This is a genomic window from Lentilactobacillus parabuchneri DSM 5707 = NBRC 107865, assembly GCF_001435315.1.
GTDB classification, from domain to species: Bacteria; Bacillota; Bacilli; order Lactobacillales; family Lactobacillaceae; genus Lentilactobacillus; species Lentilactobacillus parabuchneri.
In genome coordinates, this window is the sequence record NZ_AZGK01000008.1 from 26,140 (window position 1) to 41,293 (window position 15,154).

At 44.4% G+C, this 15,154-nt stretch carries 14 protein-coding genes; 8 read left to right on the forward strand and 6 right to left on the reverse strand.

Features of this window, described 5'->3' with window-relative positions:
• Positions 1-51 precede the first annotated feature (51 nt).
• Positions 52-939: a glycosyltransferase gene (locus FC51_RS08315; protein ID WP_075141183.1), complete on the reverse strand. Its 888-nt coding sequence runs from the start codon at positions 937-939 to the stop codon at positions 52-54.
• Between the two features lie 94 nt (positions 940-1,033).
• Positions 1,034-2,275: a cytosine deaminase gene (gene codA, locus FC51_RS08320; protein WP_057910685.1), complete on the reverse strand. Its 1,242-nt coding sequence runs from the start codon at positions 2,273-2,275 to the stop codon at positions 1,034-1,036.
• Between the two features lie 150 nt (positions 2,276-2,425).
• Between codA and FC51_RS08325 the strand changes: the two genes are divergently transcribed.
• Together FC51_RS08325 and FC51_RS08330 are read left to right on the forward strand one after the other, a co-directional pair.
• A complete protein-coding gene (locus FC51_RS08325) occupies positions 2,426-3,763 on the forward strand; it encodes a TrkH family potassium uptake protein (RefSeq protein ID WP_057910686.1) in 1,338 nt (445 codons plus the stop codon).
• Positions 3,764-3,853: 90 nt separating this feature from the next.
• On the forward strand, positions 3,854-4,519 hold the full coding sequence (locus FC51_RS08330) for a potassium channel family protein (protein ID WP_057910687.1): 666 nt from the start codon (positions 3,854-3,856) through the stop codon (positions 4,517-4,519).
• 117 nt (positions 4,520-4,636) lie between these two features.
• On the opposite strand, the gene FC51_RS12645 is transcribed toward FC51_RS08330, so the two are convergent.
• Positions 4,637-4,759: a hypothetical protein gene (locus FC51_RS12645; protein WP_268872288.1), complete on the reverse strand. Its 123-nt coding sequence runs from the start codon at positions 4,757-4,759 to the stop codon at positions 4,637-4,639.
• 162 nt (positions 4,760-4,921) lie between these two features.
• Here FC51_RS12645 and thiD point away from each other — a divergent pair, with 162 nt between their 5' ends.
• On the forward strand, positions 4,922-5,737 hold the full coding sequence (gene thiD, locus FC51_RS08335) for a bifunctional hydroxymethylpyrimidine kinase/phosphomethylpyrimidine kinase (protein ID WP_155519317.1): 816 nt from the start codon (positions 4,922-4,924) through the stop codon (positions 5,735-5,737).
• A gap of 402 nt (positions 5,738-6,139) precedes the next feature.
• Here thiD and FC51_RS08340 read toward each other — a convergent pair whose 3' ends face one another.
• From FC51_RS08340 to FC51_RS08350, 3 genes are all read right to left on the reverse strand, one after another.
• Entirely contained in the window at positions 6,140-8,131 is a 1,992-nt protein-coding gene (locus FC51_RS08340; RefSeq protein ID WP_057910689.1) for a cation:proton antiporter, read from the reverse strand.
• A 92-nt stretch (positions 8,132-8,223) separates the two neighbouring features.
• Positions 8,224-8,403, reverse strand: a complete 180-nt coding sequence (locus tag FC51_RS08345; protein WP_057910690.1) for a hypothetical protein — start codon at positions 8,401-8,403, stop codon at positions 8,224-8,226.
• A gap of 2 nt (positions 8,404-8,405) precedes the next feature.
• Positions 8,406-9,110, reverse strand: a complete 705-nt coding sequence (locus tag FC51_RS08350) for an NAD(P)H-dependent oxidoreductase (protein WP_057910691.1) — start codon at positions 9,108-9,110, stop codon at positions 8,406-8,408.
• A gap of 102 nt (positions 9,111-9,212) precedes the next feature.
• On the opposite strand from FC51_RS08350, the gene FC51_RS08355 reads away from it, so the two are divergent.
• The 5 genes from FC51_RS08355 (at position 9,213) to FC51_RS08375 (ending at position 14,994) form a co-directional block, all read left to right on the forward strand.
• Positions 9,213-9,635: an OsmC family protein gene (locus FC51_RS08355; RefSeq protein WP_057910692.1), complete on the forward strand. Its 423-nt coding sequence runs from the start codon at positions 9,213-9,215 to the stop codon at positions 9,633-9,635.
• Between the two features lie 268 nt (positions 9,636-9,903).
• On the forward strand, positions 9,904-11,946 hold the full coding sequence (locus tag FC51_RS08360; RefSeq protein WP_057910693.1) for an ATP-dependent Clp protease ATP-binding subunit: 2,043 nt from the start codon (positions 9,904-9,906) through the stop codon (positions 11,944-11,946).
• Between the two features lie 187 nt (positions 11,947-12,133).
• Complete coding sequence (locus FC51_RS08365) at positions 12,134-12,337, forward strand: cold-shock protein (RefSeq protein ID WP_020281299.1); 204 nt, start codon at positions 12,134-12,136, stop codon at positions 12,335-12,337.
• A gap of 148 nt (positions 12,338-12,485) precedes the next feature.
• Positions 12,486-14,141, forward strand: coding sequence for an alpha/beta hydrolase (locus FC51_RS08370; RefSeq protein WP_057910694.1), 1,656 nt, complete (start codon positions 12,486-12,488; stop codon positions 14,139-14,141).
• A gap of 250 nt (positions 14,142-14,391) precedes the next feature.
• Positions 14,392-14,994, forward strand: coding sequence for a nitroreductase family protein (locus FC51_RS08375; protein ID WP_057910695.1), 603 nt, complete (start codon positions 14,392-14,394; stop codon positions 14,992-14,994).
• Positions 14,995-15,154 lie beyond the last annotated feature (160 nt).

Sequence of the window (15,154 nt, forward strand, 5' to 3'; positions counted from 1 at the left end):
CCGTCCGCTTAATGCTCCGAAGCTATGCGGTTTAACTCGCACTCTGTTGTTTTATTTGGATAAAACGGGCTCCGCCTGCAGCTTAGCCATTATCTCTTGATACTCATCCAAGATGTCATCATATTCGTGCAAATTCAGCTGAGAGTGGACCTTGTCGACTTCCCAGGGTTTGACCGAAACCGTATGAATAATCGGCCAAAATTTCCAACGAGTTGAAAAATGCTGGAACACCGTGTCCGGTTGAACATCCTGTTGCTCATTATACTTCTCTGCCACGAACGCCTTATGCTTGGCCAACTTGTTCATGGCCGATTGATCAGGCATAATCATTGGCCGTTTGGCACAGTATGCCCGGCAGCGCGCCAATAGCTGATCTTGGCGAATCTGTTTAAGATTCATCAGCAGCATTCCGGAGTTAATGTAGTCAAACGGCCGTAGCTGATGATGGAAAAACCAGCGGCCATAATGATCAAGAACCCCTAGAAAATCTACCTTATCCAGCTCTTGATGGTAGAACGCTTCAAACGGTCGCCGACAAACGACATCCGCATCTAAATATAAAATCCGATCTGAGAACTGTGGTACTAAATCACTGTATAGTCTCAACATACTGTACGGCGTAAATAATGTATTAATATTGGCAGTTGGCAATTCCGCTTCAAACTTTTCGGTCATATCGATTTTAATAACGGCATTCCGGTTGTTCCCCTGCTTGGCCAGATCGTTTAAAAAGTCGATATGATCGTCACTCAACGCTTGAAACTGACGGTGCTTATTGTGAAGGTGTCCGGTCATAATATAAATGTTCAGTGGTTCATGAGCGTGTTTGGTTAACGACAAGATTGAGATAATCAAGCCTTCAAACATGTTGTCGTCACCACAATATAAAATATCCAACGTTGCTTCCCCCTGTCGTGCTACCCACTCAAAGTGTGTCATATTTGACGTAAAATGGCAACAAAAGAGCGTGTGCATGATGTGTGTAAAAAAGAGTCGGCACAACGGACGTTGTCCCAACTCCTACTTTAAACGATTAATCTTCGAAGTGATTTGTCACGTGCTTCGGCTCAGTCTGAACCAAGATTTGGCCATTATGAATTGAATACAAAATTTCTGATCGCTCATTTAAAGCATTGTAGAAATTATTGTTGTTCATGATGATACAGTTGGCAGGCTTACCAACATGAATGCCATAGTGACCACTAATGTGCATCGCCTTGGCAGCGTTTGTCGTGATAAATTGATACGAATTCATGATATCGTCATAGCCCATCAGATGACCGACATGAATGCCCATTTCAACGGGGTCAAGCATGTTGCCATTGCCCATTGGATACCAGGGATCCTTGAGATCATCTTCACCAAAGGCAACGTTGATGCCAGCTTCAGCCAACTCCTTAACCCGGGTCATTCCCCGACGCTTGGGGTAGGTGTCAAAACGACCGCCCAGGTTGGTGTTAACTAATGGATTGGCAATGAAGTTGATATGAGACATTCTCAAGAGACGGAATAATTTATACGTGTAGGCGTCGTTATACGACCCCATCGCAGTGGTATGACTGGCAGTCACTTTGTCGCCCAACCCACTTTCCAGTGCCAAAGTTGCCAGTACTTCAAGGTTTCGAGAAGCGGGATCGTCAATTTCGTCACAGTGGACATCAACTAATTTACCCTTACTTTCAGCAACCTTCATCAAGAATTTCAACGACTCAACCCCGTAGTCACGGGTAAATTCAAAATGCGGGATCCCACCAATCGCATCGGCACCCATATCGGCCGCGGCAATCATCAATTCCTTGCCGTTTGGATAGGACAATATGCCTTCTTGGGGAAAAGCGACCAGTTGAAGTTCTACCTGGTCGGCAACTTCATCACGAACTTCAATTAGGGCCTTTAAAGCCGTCAAATCCGGATCGGTGACGTCAACATGGCTTCGAATAAATTGAATCCCGTTGGCGACTTGAATTTTGATGGCTTTCTTAGCGCGGGTCTTCACGTCGTCAATCGTTAACTTCTTCTTACGTTCACTCCAAATTCGAATGCCGTCAAATAACGTCCCGGATTGATTCCACTCAGGATCGCCGGCCGTTTGGGTCGCATCCAGATGAACATGGGGATCAACAAACGGTGGCAGCAATAATTTATCGGTGGCGTCAATCACCTGTTCACCGTCACTGGGTTCAATACTTGGCGCAATCTTGACAAACTTGCCGTCAGCTATTTTGACGTCACTGGTTTGTTCTGCATTTTCGATATGGACATTTTTGATAAGCATGTCATTTATCCCTCACAATCAACGTATTTATTCATATTATAGTCTATTTTGGCAGCAAAGTTGGGCCCTTTCTGGTGAGTGTGCGATAATACATATGTGATCCCTATTAAGACATTAGCATTTTTTTGCTAAGTGAAAGGTTCTGATTCATTGAATTCAAAAACCAGATTGGCGTTACCGCAGATCTTGACGTTAGGTTTCCTGATTATTATTTTAGTGGGAACCTTTTTACTGTCGCTGCCAATCTCAAGTAAATCCGGGCATATGACCAGTTACATCAATGCCTTTTTCACGGCAACTTCCGCGACTTGTGTGACCGGAATGACGGTGGTCAACACCGCGCTTCATTGGAGTATCTTCGGTAAAATTGTGATCCTGATGCTGGTCGAAATTGGTGGTTTGGGCTTTATGACATTCGCCGTTCTACTGTTTGTGTTTATGCGCCGGAAGGTTGATTTGACCACCCAACTGCTAACCCAGCAGTCCCTTAACCTGCAATCATTTGCTAACACCAGCACGGTTGTTTTTCTGGTGGTTCGCATTTCCCTGGCGATTCAAGTTCTTGGGACCGGCCTGATTTTTATTGATTTCTATCCCCGTTATGGGTTGGTTAAAGGCCTGGGCTATAGCATTTTTCACTCAATCAGTGCATTTTGTAATGCCGGCTTTGATTTGTTTGATAACAGTCTCGTGCGGTTTCAAACAGATCCCTACCTGCTGTTCGTATTGACGATTCTCATCATCTCCGGGTCCCTCGGCTTTCTGGTTTGGAAGGACATTCTTTTCTACCATGAAGATCATCGGTTAAGCCTGCACACTAAATTGGCGTTGACCACTTATCTGGGAATTATCGTTATCAGCTTTGTGGTCTATATGCTGACTGAGCGTAATTTCTCAGAGGGCAGTCATTTAACCATTTTCCAGCGGATTATGAACACCTGGTTTTTATCTGTGACACCAAGAACTGCCGGCTTCTACACCTTTCCAGTCACTCATATTTCCCTTGGTGGGGCATTTTTTACCATGATTTTGATGCTGATTGGTGGAACGCCCGGATCGACTGCCGGCGGGATTAAAACGACCACAGTGGGCATTCTTTTAATTCGAGTGTGGGCAACCCTCCGTGGCAAGCGGGACGCTACGTTTTGGGGGCGCCGATTCAGTGACGATAACGTTACCAGGTCTTTATCTCTGGTATTCTTGGTCGCCGTCGTCCTGTCGATTGCGACTCTGATTTTAACTTTCACGGAGACCATCCCCAAATCAGAAGGATTGGAATACATCATGTTTGACGTCGTTTCAGCCTTTGGTACAACTGGATTTAGTCTGGGCTTGGTTGCGCATTTGAGTGTGATCGGCAAATTAATTTTCGCGGTGCTGATGTTCATGGGTAGAGTGGGAATCTTTACGGTCATGTACTCATTGTTAACGTCAAAGCGACCAGAAGATGCCTTCAGATATCCGGAAGAAAATGTGATGATTGGCTAATTTGCAAGTCTGGTCGAAGAAGCGGCTTTTAATCCAAAAACCATATATCATGAGGTAATAATCAATTCAACGTAGAGGAGCATTCATACCATGAAACAAAATTATGCAGTCATCGGCCTCGGCCTTTTTGGATCCAGCATTGTCAACGCCTTGCTGGAACACGACCAGGAAGTGCTGGTGATTGATAAAAATGAAAATCGGGTCAACGAGTTTCGCGATAGAGCAACCGAAGCCATTGTTGCCGACACTCAAAATGAACTGGCATTAAAACAACTTGGCATTGGTAATTTTGACAATGTGTTTGTCGCTATCGGAACTGATTTGGAGGCCAGCATCATGACCACCATGATTTGTGAAGAATTAGGCGTTAAACACCTGGTATGTAAGGCTGAAAACGCCCGCCATGCCAAGGTTTTGGAAAGGCTGGGCGCCGATGAAGTCATCCAGCCCGAACGTGACATGGGCCAGCGAATTGCCTTGCACGTCATGGAGCCTAAGATCCTCAATGATTTAAAACTAAAGGGTGAGTTGTCGGTTATCGAATTTGAGCTGACAAATCCCAAGTTATTTAATAAGACCCTCAAAGAGCTTAACTTAACCAACCGCTACAAGATTTCCGTGATTGCCCTTTCCCATGCCGATGAGGAAGGTGCGATCATTCCCAATCAATCGACCATCACAAAGCCAGGAGATATTGTGACCATTATTGGTACGGAGAAGGATGTTGAAGCGTTTGAGGAAATTGCAACGGCGTAAAAAAAGAACCAGACAACTTTTATAGTTGCCCGGTTCTTTTTAGTACTAATATGATATTTTGTGGGAACCTGTCACGCCTAGTCCCATGGACAACGTAACAGATGCGAGTTATAGCTATTACTTAGCTGGCTTCTGTTTCAAGAAACGTTGTAAGTATGATAATTCTTTGTTCCGCTTAATATCTTTTTTACGGTTAACTGGACGACGTCCTTGTACGCCGTGTGGATGACAAATTCGCATAATTAGACTCTCCTTATTTTGTATTATGACTTCATAATTCCAATAGACTAAATTATTATAATACAAGTCAATGCATCAACGCAAATCAATCTGCGATTTCTCTATGATTTCTCATTAAATGTGGTATTCTTAAATACAAAATAAACGGTTGAGGTGATTAATTTGACAGAACAATATCCACAAGCATTAACGATTGCAGGCTCTGACAGCGATGGTAGTGCCGGCATGCAGGCAGATTTACATACATTTTTTAGACGCCACATCTATGGAACAGCTGTGATGACTGCTGCGGTTGCCGGAAACAGTTATGGTATTCACGACTCAGTGACCCTGCCATCATCGTTTATCGACCAGGAATTTAAAGATTTAGCGGATGACTATGACGTCCGGGCCAGCAAGACCGGCATGCTGGCCGACACCGATCTGATTCGAACCGTCATCCGCAACTACCAAAAATACGACTTTGGCCCATTGGTCGTGGATCCGGTTATTACCACCAAGCACGGCAATATGCTGCTGGAAGAAAGTGCCTATAAGACGCTTCGAGACGAGTTAATTCCGTTAGCAACCGTCATTACACCCAACTTCTTTGAAGCCCAAAAATTAGCTGAAATGGACATTAATACCAAAGACGACATGATCACTGCCGCCAATAAATTAAAGTCACTCGGCGCCGACAACATCATGATTAAGGGAAGCCACCATAATCCGGGTCAAACGGAGGTCTCAGACTATGTTTTGCTCGAATCGGGTGAAAGCTTCTGGTTAACCGGCGACTTTTACGATACCGACCGCAAAAACGGAACTGGCGACAGCCTGTCTGCCTGCATCGCGGCTGAGTTGGCACGCGGAAACGATGTCAAAACAGCTGTAAAAATCGCCAAGAAGTTTGTTGACGTGGCCATTGAAAATGAGATTAACGTTGGTCATAAGTTTGGACCGATTAATCACTGGGCACCGGGGTATCCGGAACCGTAACGCTCACTTCTCGATTGCAATCTTTAATAATAAGACCAGCTAACAGTTTGTTGGCTGGTCTTTTGTGATGCTTAGGATTGTTGAATTTAATACTGTGGTTGTTTCACTGTTCCTTAGCCAAAACTCTCGAGCCAGCTTTCTCCGCTTAGTCCGCCATGTACCCCTTGCCACCTAGCCAAAACGTGCTCCCCAGAGCAGCAACCTGCACCTTCACTGCTACTTAGCCGAAATGTGCTTCTCGAGCCAGGCCCCTCCGCTTAGTCTGCCACGCACCACTGCTACATAGTCGAAACGTGCTGTCCAGAGCAGCAACCTGCACCTAAGCCAACTTTGGGTGAAATCAAACTCGATTTCACCCAAAGCCAGCTTAGGCTCCGGTTGCTAACCGCTCTGGTCCGCACTCTAATCCCTGAACACCTCCACATTCTGCAGATAAGTCATCTCGTCCGTTGAGATTCTTGACTGGAGCTTTTCCGCCAGGGCCGAATCTATTTTTCCCGTCTGTAAGGAATCCTGGATCAATTCGTATTCACTATGGAAAGCTCTCATGAACATTTGGTAGACGATATTCATATCGACATCTTCGCCGTTAATTCTTCTGTGCCGAGTCCGATAGAATCGCTTCACCATATTGGTTTCAACGCCATTGTCACCCTGCTGGGTCTTTAGGAACGCCATCACCGCTTCGAAGCCGGCCTTTTCAATCGGCAAAATATCTTCCCCGTGCTTTTCAAACTGCTCACGCCAATAAATTTCTTCAAGCGCGACCGGCGCTGTCAAAAACGCCTCCTGCGCGCGGTTCAAATCCTTATACATCGTGCCAATGTGGAGACTGAACCGAATTCTTAATAAGACATTCTTCCATATTTTTTCATCTGCCGAAAAATTGCTTAAATTTAAAAATTTTGTGTAGTAAGTTAATTCGTCGTCGGTTATTTTTCCGTCATCATGTAATTTCTGAGCCGCCTTCAATTCAACTTGATGGCTTTCACTCATTAATTGGCGGCGCAAATGTAAGTTTGGTGTACTGTCCAGAACCAGTTGCTGCTGAAGCGAATCAATTACAATCTGGGCCTCCGCCGGGTGTTCTTTTTCCTTCAAAAGGTCACTAATGGCCGCTTGGATCATCCGCTTCACCCAACGATAACGTGGCTTTCGCTGATCTTGACTCGGCAAAATAATTGGCACAAAGATTGTCGGCATAATCAAGCTGGTTAAAATAACCACCGCGGCCACAAAAATCATCATTCCTCGAAAGGCAAATGGCTGCCCATTGACCGTGTTAGGCATCGAGAAAGCAAGTGACAAGGTAATTGTCCCATTGGCGCCGCTAAGTGCCATGACGAGGCTGTCACGCCACTCATGCTTCGACTTAACCCGTCGCTTCAACATGTAGCGACTCCAAGCCAACCGTAAAGCACCTTTGGCAAGATAAACACCAATCCCAATCAACACTAATTTCAAAATATTCCAATTTGGATTGGGTGCCTGATGAAGTGCCTCAACGACTTCCGGCAGCGACAGCCCCAAGAGAACAAACACAACCCCGGACAGCGTGCCGGACACGATTTCCCAAACATTGCTGGTAACCAGCTGCATTCGAGAAGACGTTAACCGCAGCTTATCTCTTTCGGATCCCTGAACCAGCCCTGCGGCAACTACCGCCAAGATGCCTGATAGCAATAATTTTTCCGCAAGTAAATAAATCAAAAACGGCGAAAGCAGCTGAATTAAGACCATAATAATGGGTGTATCGTCGTTGTAGCGGATTAAAAATAGCCGCGTGCTGACAATCACCACACCCATCAAGCTCCCGAAAAGCAGGCCGCCCAAGAATTCCCACAGGAACATGCCAACTGCCAGCTTCAATGAGAAGGTCCCGGAAATAAAGGCAGTCAAAGATAAATCAAACAACACAATGCCCGCTGCGTCATTAAACAACGATTCATGCTGCAAAATCCCCGCCTGCTCTTCAGCAATTGGGTTGGCTTCAAAAATCGAATTAACCGCAGAGGCGTCAGTTGGCGTGACAATCGCCAGCAATGCAAAGCATAAAGTCAGCGGCAAAACCGCCATGGCCAAGTGCAACCCCGCCCCAACGACTAACACGGTGACCAATACCAGCCCCACCGCAAGCGATAAGATATTGGTGATTGAGCGGCCAATCCAAAATCGTGAGCTGTTTTGGGCTTCATTAAACAGCATCGGGGCAATAATCGCCAGTGCAAAGGTAGACGGGTCTAACTGAAAGTTGCGGTAAATCGGCAATGCCGCCAGCATCCCACCTAAAATAATCAGGAAAAACGGCAGCGGAATAAACGACACGTGTCGTGCCAAAATATTTGCCAACACGACTGCCGCCAAGATAATGGTCAGTAAGAGTACCATGTCCATTTCATTCACCCCTCTGCTTAATATCGATTATAGTTTATCACTGATTGCAGCAAAAAAGCCCCGCCAACACTTGGACGAGACTCGGCGCTTAATCACCATTTATCCGGGCTCCAAATCCGGCCATCCAACTCATCTTGTGACTGCTGGGCGCGCTTTTCCTGCTCCTTGGCCAATTCAATGGCGGCCTGGTAAAGTGACTTGTTAATAAAGGATTGATCGTCCTGTTTCAGTTCCGTTAGCTGATTGATCAGCCAAGTTGTTGTGTCGTTCATCCCTATTCCTCCTGGTCACGAATCATTTTAACGTCTTGCTTTAGACTCTCAACGGTTGCCTGCTGGTCTTCAAGCGAGTTAATCACAAGATCAATTGCTTGTACTTGATCGTCCGCTTTTCCTTCCTTAGTGGCTTGCAAACGCGCAACAAGCCACTGCTCACGATTTTCTAAGCTCAGGGGCATTTCAGCACTCAAGTACTGCAGGTAAGCCACCAGCAATTGTTCTTTTTCGGTGGGATCCTTGTATCCAAATTGGTTGACCACAAACGGCTTCAAATAAGTCATCCCCGATTTGTTGGCAAAAGCCTGAAATGGGCGTAGTAATTCTGAAATTGTGAACTGCTCTTTGCCGCCAGCCTGAAAATCAGCTTCTGAATCTCCCAATGTCACGACGATCCCCAACTCCTTGGTTTTTAGCGACCGGTTGGCAACAACGTAATTTCGCGTGAAGACATCGTCCATAAACTGCTTTAAGCTTGCGGGGGATGAATACCAGTACATCGGGAATTGAAAAACGATGCGATCGAAATCGGTCATTGCCGCCTGCTCCTTATCAACGTCAATTTGACCGGATTCAGACGATGAATACAGTTCGTCGATCACTTGGTATTTCACATCATCCAACGAATAAAAGCTGGTTTTGAGAAATTGTTGGGTACCAGAATCTTCGAATTTCGGGTGAGAAATGAGTATGAGTGTTTTCATTCGGTTAATTCGCCTTTCATAGACCTTTTTTATTTCGTTTCATTTCAAAATCATCTATATTTAGATTGTAAACCAAATCATAATTAAAGGGAGATTTAAACTATGGCAATTTATAACGTTCACACAACTTTACGAGACGTTGGTTCTCAAACCATTAATACTGCCGGCGTTCATCAATTCATCGCGGACGAGCCCACCAAATTTCGCGGGACTGATGCCGGTCCCAACCCGGTTCAATATCTACTAGGCGCGGTTGGCGCTTGCCTCGGTGCCAGCGCTGCTTCCCTGGTCCACCGTCCAGGTTCCAACATTAAAGTTGAAACGTTTGAAGTTGAGGTCACCGGCGAAACAGAACGCTTCCCCGACAAGTCATCGCGGGTAAAGAGTATCCACGTTAAACTAACCTGCAAAACCAACCTCGATAAAGCTGGCAACGACAAGTTCATTGAAGACACCATCCACCTTTGCACGGTCCACGACACCTTAAAGGATTCCGTTGCCTTCACGTTTGAAATTACGGATTAATTAGTAGTCGATAGTTGAGCAAAAATTACATTAATTGTTAGCACTCTAAATTATAGAGTGCTATTTTTATTTTATTAAATCCGGAACATACCCGGTAAAACGTTGATTTAACGGCGTTTATCTAACTAATATTTTCAAGCCATTTCCTTGTATCCATTACATATATATGATATTATATAGTTGTTCGAGAGGGGAATGGATGTTCTCCCCACTGGAACGCTTTTTAAACTAATCATGAATAATCACTTAGAATATGGGGGTATTGCCTATGAATAACGATATTTTTGGAGCTAACGGTTTTGATGACATTTTTAACGATCCATTCTTCAAAAACGCGATGTCTGATTCCAACAATGGTCAACAAATGCGTCAACAACCCATTCAGGTTCAAGAACGCAGACCTCAACAAAAGAAAACTTTGTTAGATGAATACGGAACTGATTTAACACAAATGGCAAAAGACGGCAAGCTCGATCCAGTTATTGGCCGTGATAAAGAAATTGAACAGATGGAAGAAGTGCTGAGTCGTCGAACGAAGAACAATCCTGTCTTGATCGGTGAAGCCGGTGTCGGAAAGACTGCCGTAGTGGAAGGCTTGGCCCAAAAGATTGTTGCCGGCGACGTTTCTGAAAAGCTTCTGAACAAGAAGATTATCTCAATTGATGTCGTTTCACTTGTCCAAGGAACTGGAATCCGTGGCCAATTTGAGGAACGGATGAAGAAATTAATCGACGACGTTTCTAAAGATAAGAACGTGATTCTATTTATCGATGAAATCCACCAAATCATTGGGGCCGGTTCAACCGGTGAAGGTGACAAGATGGATGCCGGAAACATTTTAAAGCCAAAGCTGGCGCGTGGTGACTTCCAGTTAATTGGTGCAACGACCAGTAATGAGTACCGAGATATCGAAAAAGACCAGGCACTGGCACGTCGTTTCCAACCAATTATGGTCAATGAGCCAAGTGAACAGGACACGTTGACGATTATCAAAGGCTTGGCACCAAAGTACGAGAAGTTCCACCACGTTCAATATACCGCTGACGCGTTGAAAGCCGCTGTGTCCTTGAGCAACCGCTACATTCAAGACCGAATGAATCCTGATAAGGCGATTGACTTGATTGACCAGGCCGGCGCCAAGGTTGCGATGGGTTCATCATTAACCAAAGACAAATCAACACTTCAGCAAGAAGCTGAACAACTTGAAAAACAAAAGAAAGCCGCCTCACAAAAAGAAGATTTTGAACGGGCTGCCAAGTTACGCGACAAGTTGGATCAGGTTCAAGACCAGATCAACAACATTGATAGTGGTACCAAGGTGGCAACACCAAAAGTTACACCAGAAATCATTCAATCTGTTGTTGAACGGATCACTGGCGTTCCTGTAACGGATGTCAACAAAAACGAAGTCAACCAATTGAATCATTTGGATACAGATTTAAAGAAAGAAGTCATTGGCCAAGATAAAGCACTTGAAGCAATTTCAGCGGCCGTTCGGCGGAGTCGAGTCGGCTTCACTGAAGGCAATCGACCAATCGGCAGTTTCTTGTTTGTCGGCCCGACTGGCGTTGGTAAGACGCAAACTGCCAAAGCACTTGCCAAGGAACTCTTCGGCACGACCAAAGCCATGTTTAGATATGATATGTCAGAGTACATGGATAAGATCAGTGCAAGTAAGCTGATTGGCTCCGCTCCAGGTTACGTTGGCTATGAAGAAGGCGGTCGATTAACCGAACAGGTCCGTCGTCATCCATACAGCCTGATTCTCATGGACGAAATCGAAAAGGCTCATCCAGATGTCTTGAACCTGTTACTTCAAATTCTTGACGATGGTCGCTTATCGGATGCCCAAGGCCGCACGGTTGATTTTAGCAACACCGTGATTATCATGACCAGTAACGCGGGCCAATCCGAAGCTGACAACAAGCAAGATGTCATTGACAGACTGAAGCCATACTTCAAGCTTGAATTCTTGAACCGAATTGATGACATCGTTCAGTTCAATTCACTCACCAAGCCTGACCTGCTGAAGATCCTTGATTTAATGCTCCATGATCTTAACGCTTTAGTTGGCAAATCACGTGGCATTCACTTCGACGTAACTGCCGATGCCAAAAATAAGTTAGTTGACTTGGGTTACAGCAAAGAGCTCGGTGCCCGTCCAATGCACAGAGTGATCACCAAGGAAATTACTGACAAATTGACGAACAGCTACCTGCAAAATCCTGATGTCAAAGATTTCAAAGTCGTTTTAAATAACGATGCAATTAAGGTTGAACCAGTGGCAGCTAAGCAAGCCGTTGCATCATAATCCCGAATTTTGCAGATTCGCATTTGACAATGACTAAGGATGTTGGTATATTATAGCTAATGTGTTTAAGGGTTCGATTTTCAAAGGTATTTGTTTTATAGTTTTATGAAATAACTCCTTGGAATCACTGCAACTTGATACATTAAATATAATTATGCGCTTAAAGCGCAAGGAGGTTTCATATATTATGAAACAAGGTACTGTTAAATGGTTCAACGCTGATAAAGGTTATGGCTTCATTACTACTGACGATGGTGACGTATTTGTTCACTTCTCAGCTATCAACAAAGACGGCTTCAAGTCATTAGATGAAGGCCAAAAAGTTACTCTTGACGTTGAAGACAGCGACCGTGGACCACAAGCTGCTAACGTTACACCAGTTGAAGACTAATTTATTAGTTTAAACTTTTAAAAGAACCAGCAATTTCGGTTGCTGGTTCTTTTTTTGTGCTTGAATAGGGATTGCCACTATACAGACGTACGCCTTACATATATAATATAAGAGTTCTGCAAATATTAAGAAAGGAGAAATATATATAATGAATACAGCAAAACACTTTCAGCACACGTTGAAATTCACTGCAGCATTAGCCATCGTCTTCGGATTTCTGTTAATTAGTAACCCTACATACGCAGATTCTTCCCAAGTGCAAACAACGGCTGAACCGACAGTCACATCACCTGCGGATAGTTCGTCCACAAGTGACTCACCGTCATCAACCAACACCGATCCGGCAGCGCAATCAACTCAGTCCGTTGAAAGTACCGATACAAACACCTCAGATACGACAGCCACTCAGCAGTCAAGTGCGCCATCAAGTACCACCCAGACAAATGAGTCACCTGCATCCTCAGACAGTCAATCTACTGATTCGTCGACTGAAAACATGTCGACAAGCGATCAGCCGGTCGCAACTCCAAGCCCAGCTGATACAACAACTGAGCAGACAACTGAAGATCAGAACGCTGTCGGCAACGTATCTGATACAAATTCTGAAACTGCCGCCACAACGACACCGGCAACGGAAACAAATAAAGACGATATTAACGTTTCTGATATTGGAAATTCCACAGATCCCGCTATCAAGCAGTCAAGTGATAATCCATTCATCAACTTCTTTACGGGTATCACAAGTGGAATTGCCGCTTCAATCATTTATCCGTTAGTTGCCAGCCGTCAAGGTGCCCAATTTATCTCTCATTTCCGAACGCTCTTATCCCCTAATCGTTGGGATGTCAGCCAGAACTGGGCAGATTTGGATCAAAAATACAATCCGGATTACGTTAAGACGTACTATACAGATGCGCAAGACTGGTACGATAACCGTGTTCAAAAAGAGACGTGGGAGGTGCCGTTTGCGGATAAAACTGGGACAGCCAGAGCAACCTACATTAAGAATGGCGACTCAAAAAAGACCATTATTTATGGTCAGGGCTGGACGACCGAACCTGAAGGCATGGGCCGGATTTCCAAGATGTTTTATGATTTGGGCTACAACGTATTGATGCCCTACACTCGTGGTCAGAACGCCAGTGATGGTGAATGGCTGACTTTTGGTAATAAGGATAAGCAGGATTGGGTGAACTGGATCAACCAGATTGATCAAGTCAACGGCAAGGACAGCCAGATTGTTTTGTATGGTCAATCATTGGGTGCTGACACAGCACTTCAATACGCTGGTTCAGGCAACCTGCCTTCTTCTGTTAAAGCAACCATTGCGGATTGTGGCTTCTCGACACTTCCCTCATTGATTTATCATTTATATAACGGGGCGGCCAATAGTCTCAACAGCATCACTTCGAAGATTGGTTGGAACCTCAATGGCTCAATTCCCTTGGTTCCATTCGATCAATTGTTGACTGCGATGAATAACATTAACAAATTTGTTCAAGGCTTTAATTTGGATGATGTTTCTGGAATTACCGCTGTTAAGAACTCAAAGTTACCAACCCTGTTCATTTCAACGCAAGATGATGCATTCATCCCTGATAGTGAAACTCAAACCATGTACAACATGAGTGCTTCATCAGACAAAAAGCTTTGGATTCTCGATGGTCACGTTGGCGGCCACGCATCAGCAAGCAACGCCGTTCAGGACTATATGAACAATATTGAAGCTTTTCTTGCTCAAGCAACAAGCCAATCTTCAAATGATCAATTAGACGTTCCAGCAGCCAATACAATTGCTGCTTAATTGGATTCCTTTAAGTCTTTAACTTCTGCCATTAGTAACGGGCCATCTGTTACTAATGGCAATTTTTGTATAAAAAATAAGGAATGATAACAAAAAACTTGACCCCCATCAAGCCATCCACCTCATATCTGTGCTACTCTATTAGTATAAAAGAATTTCGGTTGATTTTGGTTGACATCCCATTTATCAATCTGTATGATTAACCTATTGACTAATAAAAAGTAAGTAACTTATTGGAGGAATTTCAAACATGAAAGAACAATTACTCGAACTCGCTAAAAAGCGCCGCTCAATCTATGCACTCGGCCGCAACATCAATCAAACCCCTGACGAGATTGCTGACTTAATCAAGGAAGACATCAAGTGGGCACCAACCCCATTTAACAACCAAACAACGCGTGCCGTAATCTTATTCGGCCAAAACCATGAAAAACTTTGGGACATCGTTGGCAAACGTCTCAAGTCAGAAGTTCCTTCTGAAGAGGCTTACCAAAAGACGTTGCAAAAGATCAACGCATTCAAATCGGCATTTGGAACAGTGATGTTCTTTACTGATATGGACATCGTTCACCGCTTTGAAAACGACTTTGCACTGTATGCCGACAACTTTGCCGACTGGGCAGAACAAGCTCAAGGAAACGCCCAATTCGCTGTATGGACATCCCTTGCCGAAAACGGTATTGGTGCCAACTTACAACATTACAACCCACTAATCGATGACGAAGTGCGCGAAACATTCGGCATTCCTGACAGCTGGAAGCTCCGTGCTCAGATGGACTTTGGTTCAATCGAAGCACCTGCTGGCGAAAAAGAATTTATGAATGATGAAGATCGCTTCAAGGTTTTGAAGTAATTTAAGACACCACAAAATGACACCCAACCTGATGTAACAATCTAGCTGGGTGTTTTTTGTATTTTTCTTAAATTGTCTATTTCAAACGATCAATCGATAATTTTTCGGTAAACACGTGGTAGAATTTTTCTGTAATTTAATTTAAGGAGTGATCTTATCG

Coding starts and splice junctions, on each gene's coding strand:
- FC51_RS08315 (WP_075141183.1), bottom strand. CDS start 939: ATGACACACTTTGAGTGGGTAGCACGACAGGGGGAAGCAACGTTGGAT.
- codA (WP_057910685.1), bottom strand. CDS start 2,275: ATGCTTATCAAAAATGTCCATATCGAAAATGCAGAACAAACCAGTGAC.
- FC51_RS08330 (WP_057910687.1), top strand. CDS start 3,854: ATGAAACAAAATTATGCAGTCATCGGCCTCGGCCTTTTTGGATCCAGC.
- FC51_RS12645 (WP_268872288.1), bottom strand. CDS start 4,759: ATGCGAATTTGTCATCCACACGGCGTACAAGGACGTCGTCCAGTTAAC.
- FC51_RS08340 (WP_057910689.1), bottom strand. CDS start 8,131: ATGGACATGGTACTCTTACTGACCATTATCTTGGCGGCAGTCGTGTTG.
- FC51_RS08345 (WP_057910690.1), bottom strand. CDS start 8,403: ATGAACGACACAACAACTTGGCTGATCAATCAGCTAACGGAACTGAAA.
- FC51_RS08350 (WP_057910691.1), bottom strand. CDS start 9,110: ATGAAAACACTCATACTCATTTCTCACCCGAAATTCGAAGATTCTGGT.
- FC51_RS08355 (WP_057910692.1), top strand. CDS start 9,213: ATGGCAATTTATAACGTTCACACAACTTTACGAGACGTTGGTTCTCAA.
- FC51_RS08360 (WP_057910693.1), top strand. CDS start 9,904: ATGAATAACGATATTTTTGGAGCTAACGGTTTTGATGACATTTTTAAC.
- FC51_RS08365 (WP_020281299.1), top strand. CDS start 12,134: ATGAAACAAGGTACTGTTAAATGGTTCAACGCTGATAAAGGTTATGGC.
- FC51_RS08370 (WP_057910694.1), top strand. CDS start 12,486: ATGAATACAGCAAAACACTTTCAGCACACGTTGAAATTCACTGCAGCA.
- FC51_RS08375 (WP_057910695.1), top strand. CDS start 14,392: ATGAAAGAACAATTACTCGAACTCGCTAAAAAGCGCCGCTCAATCTAT.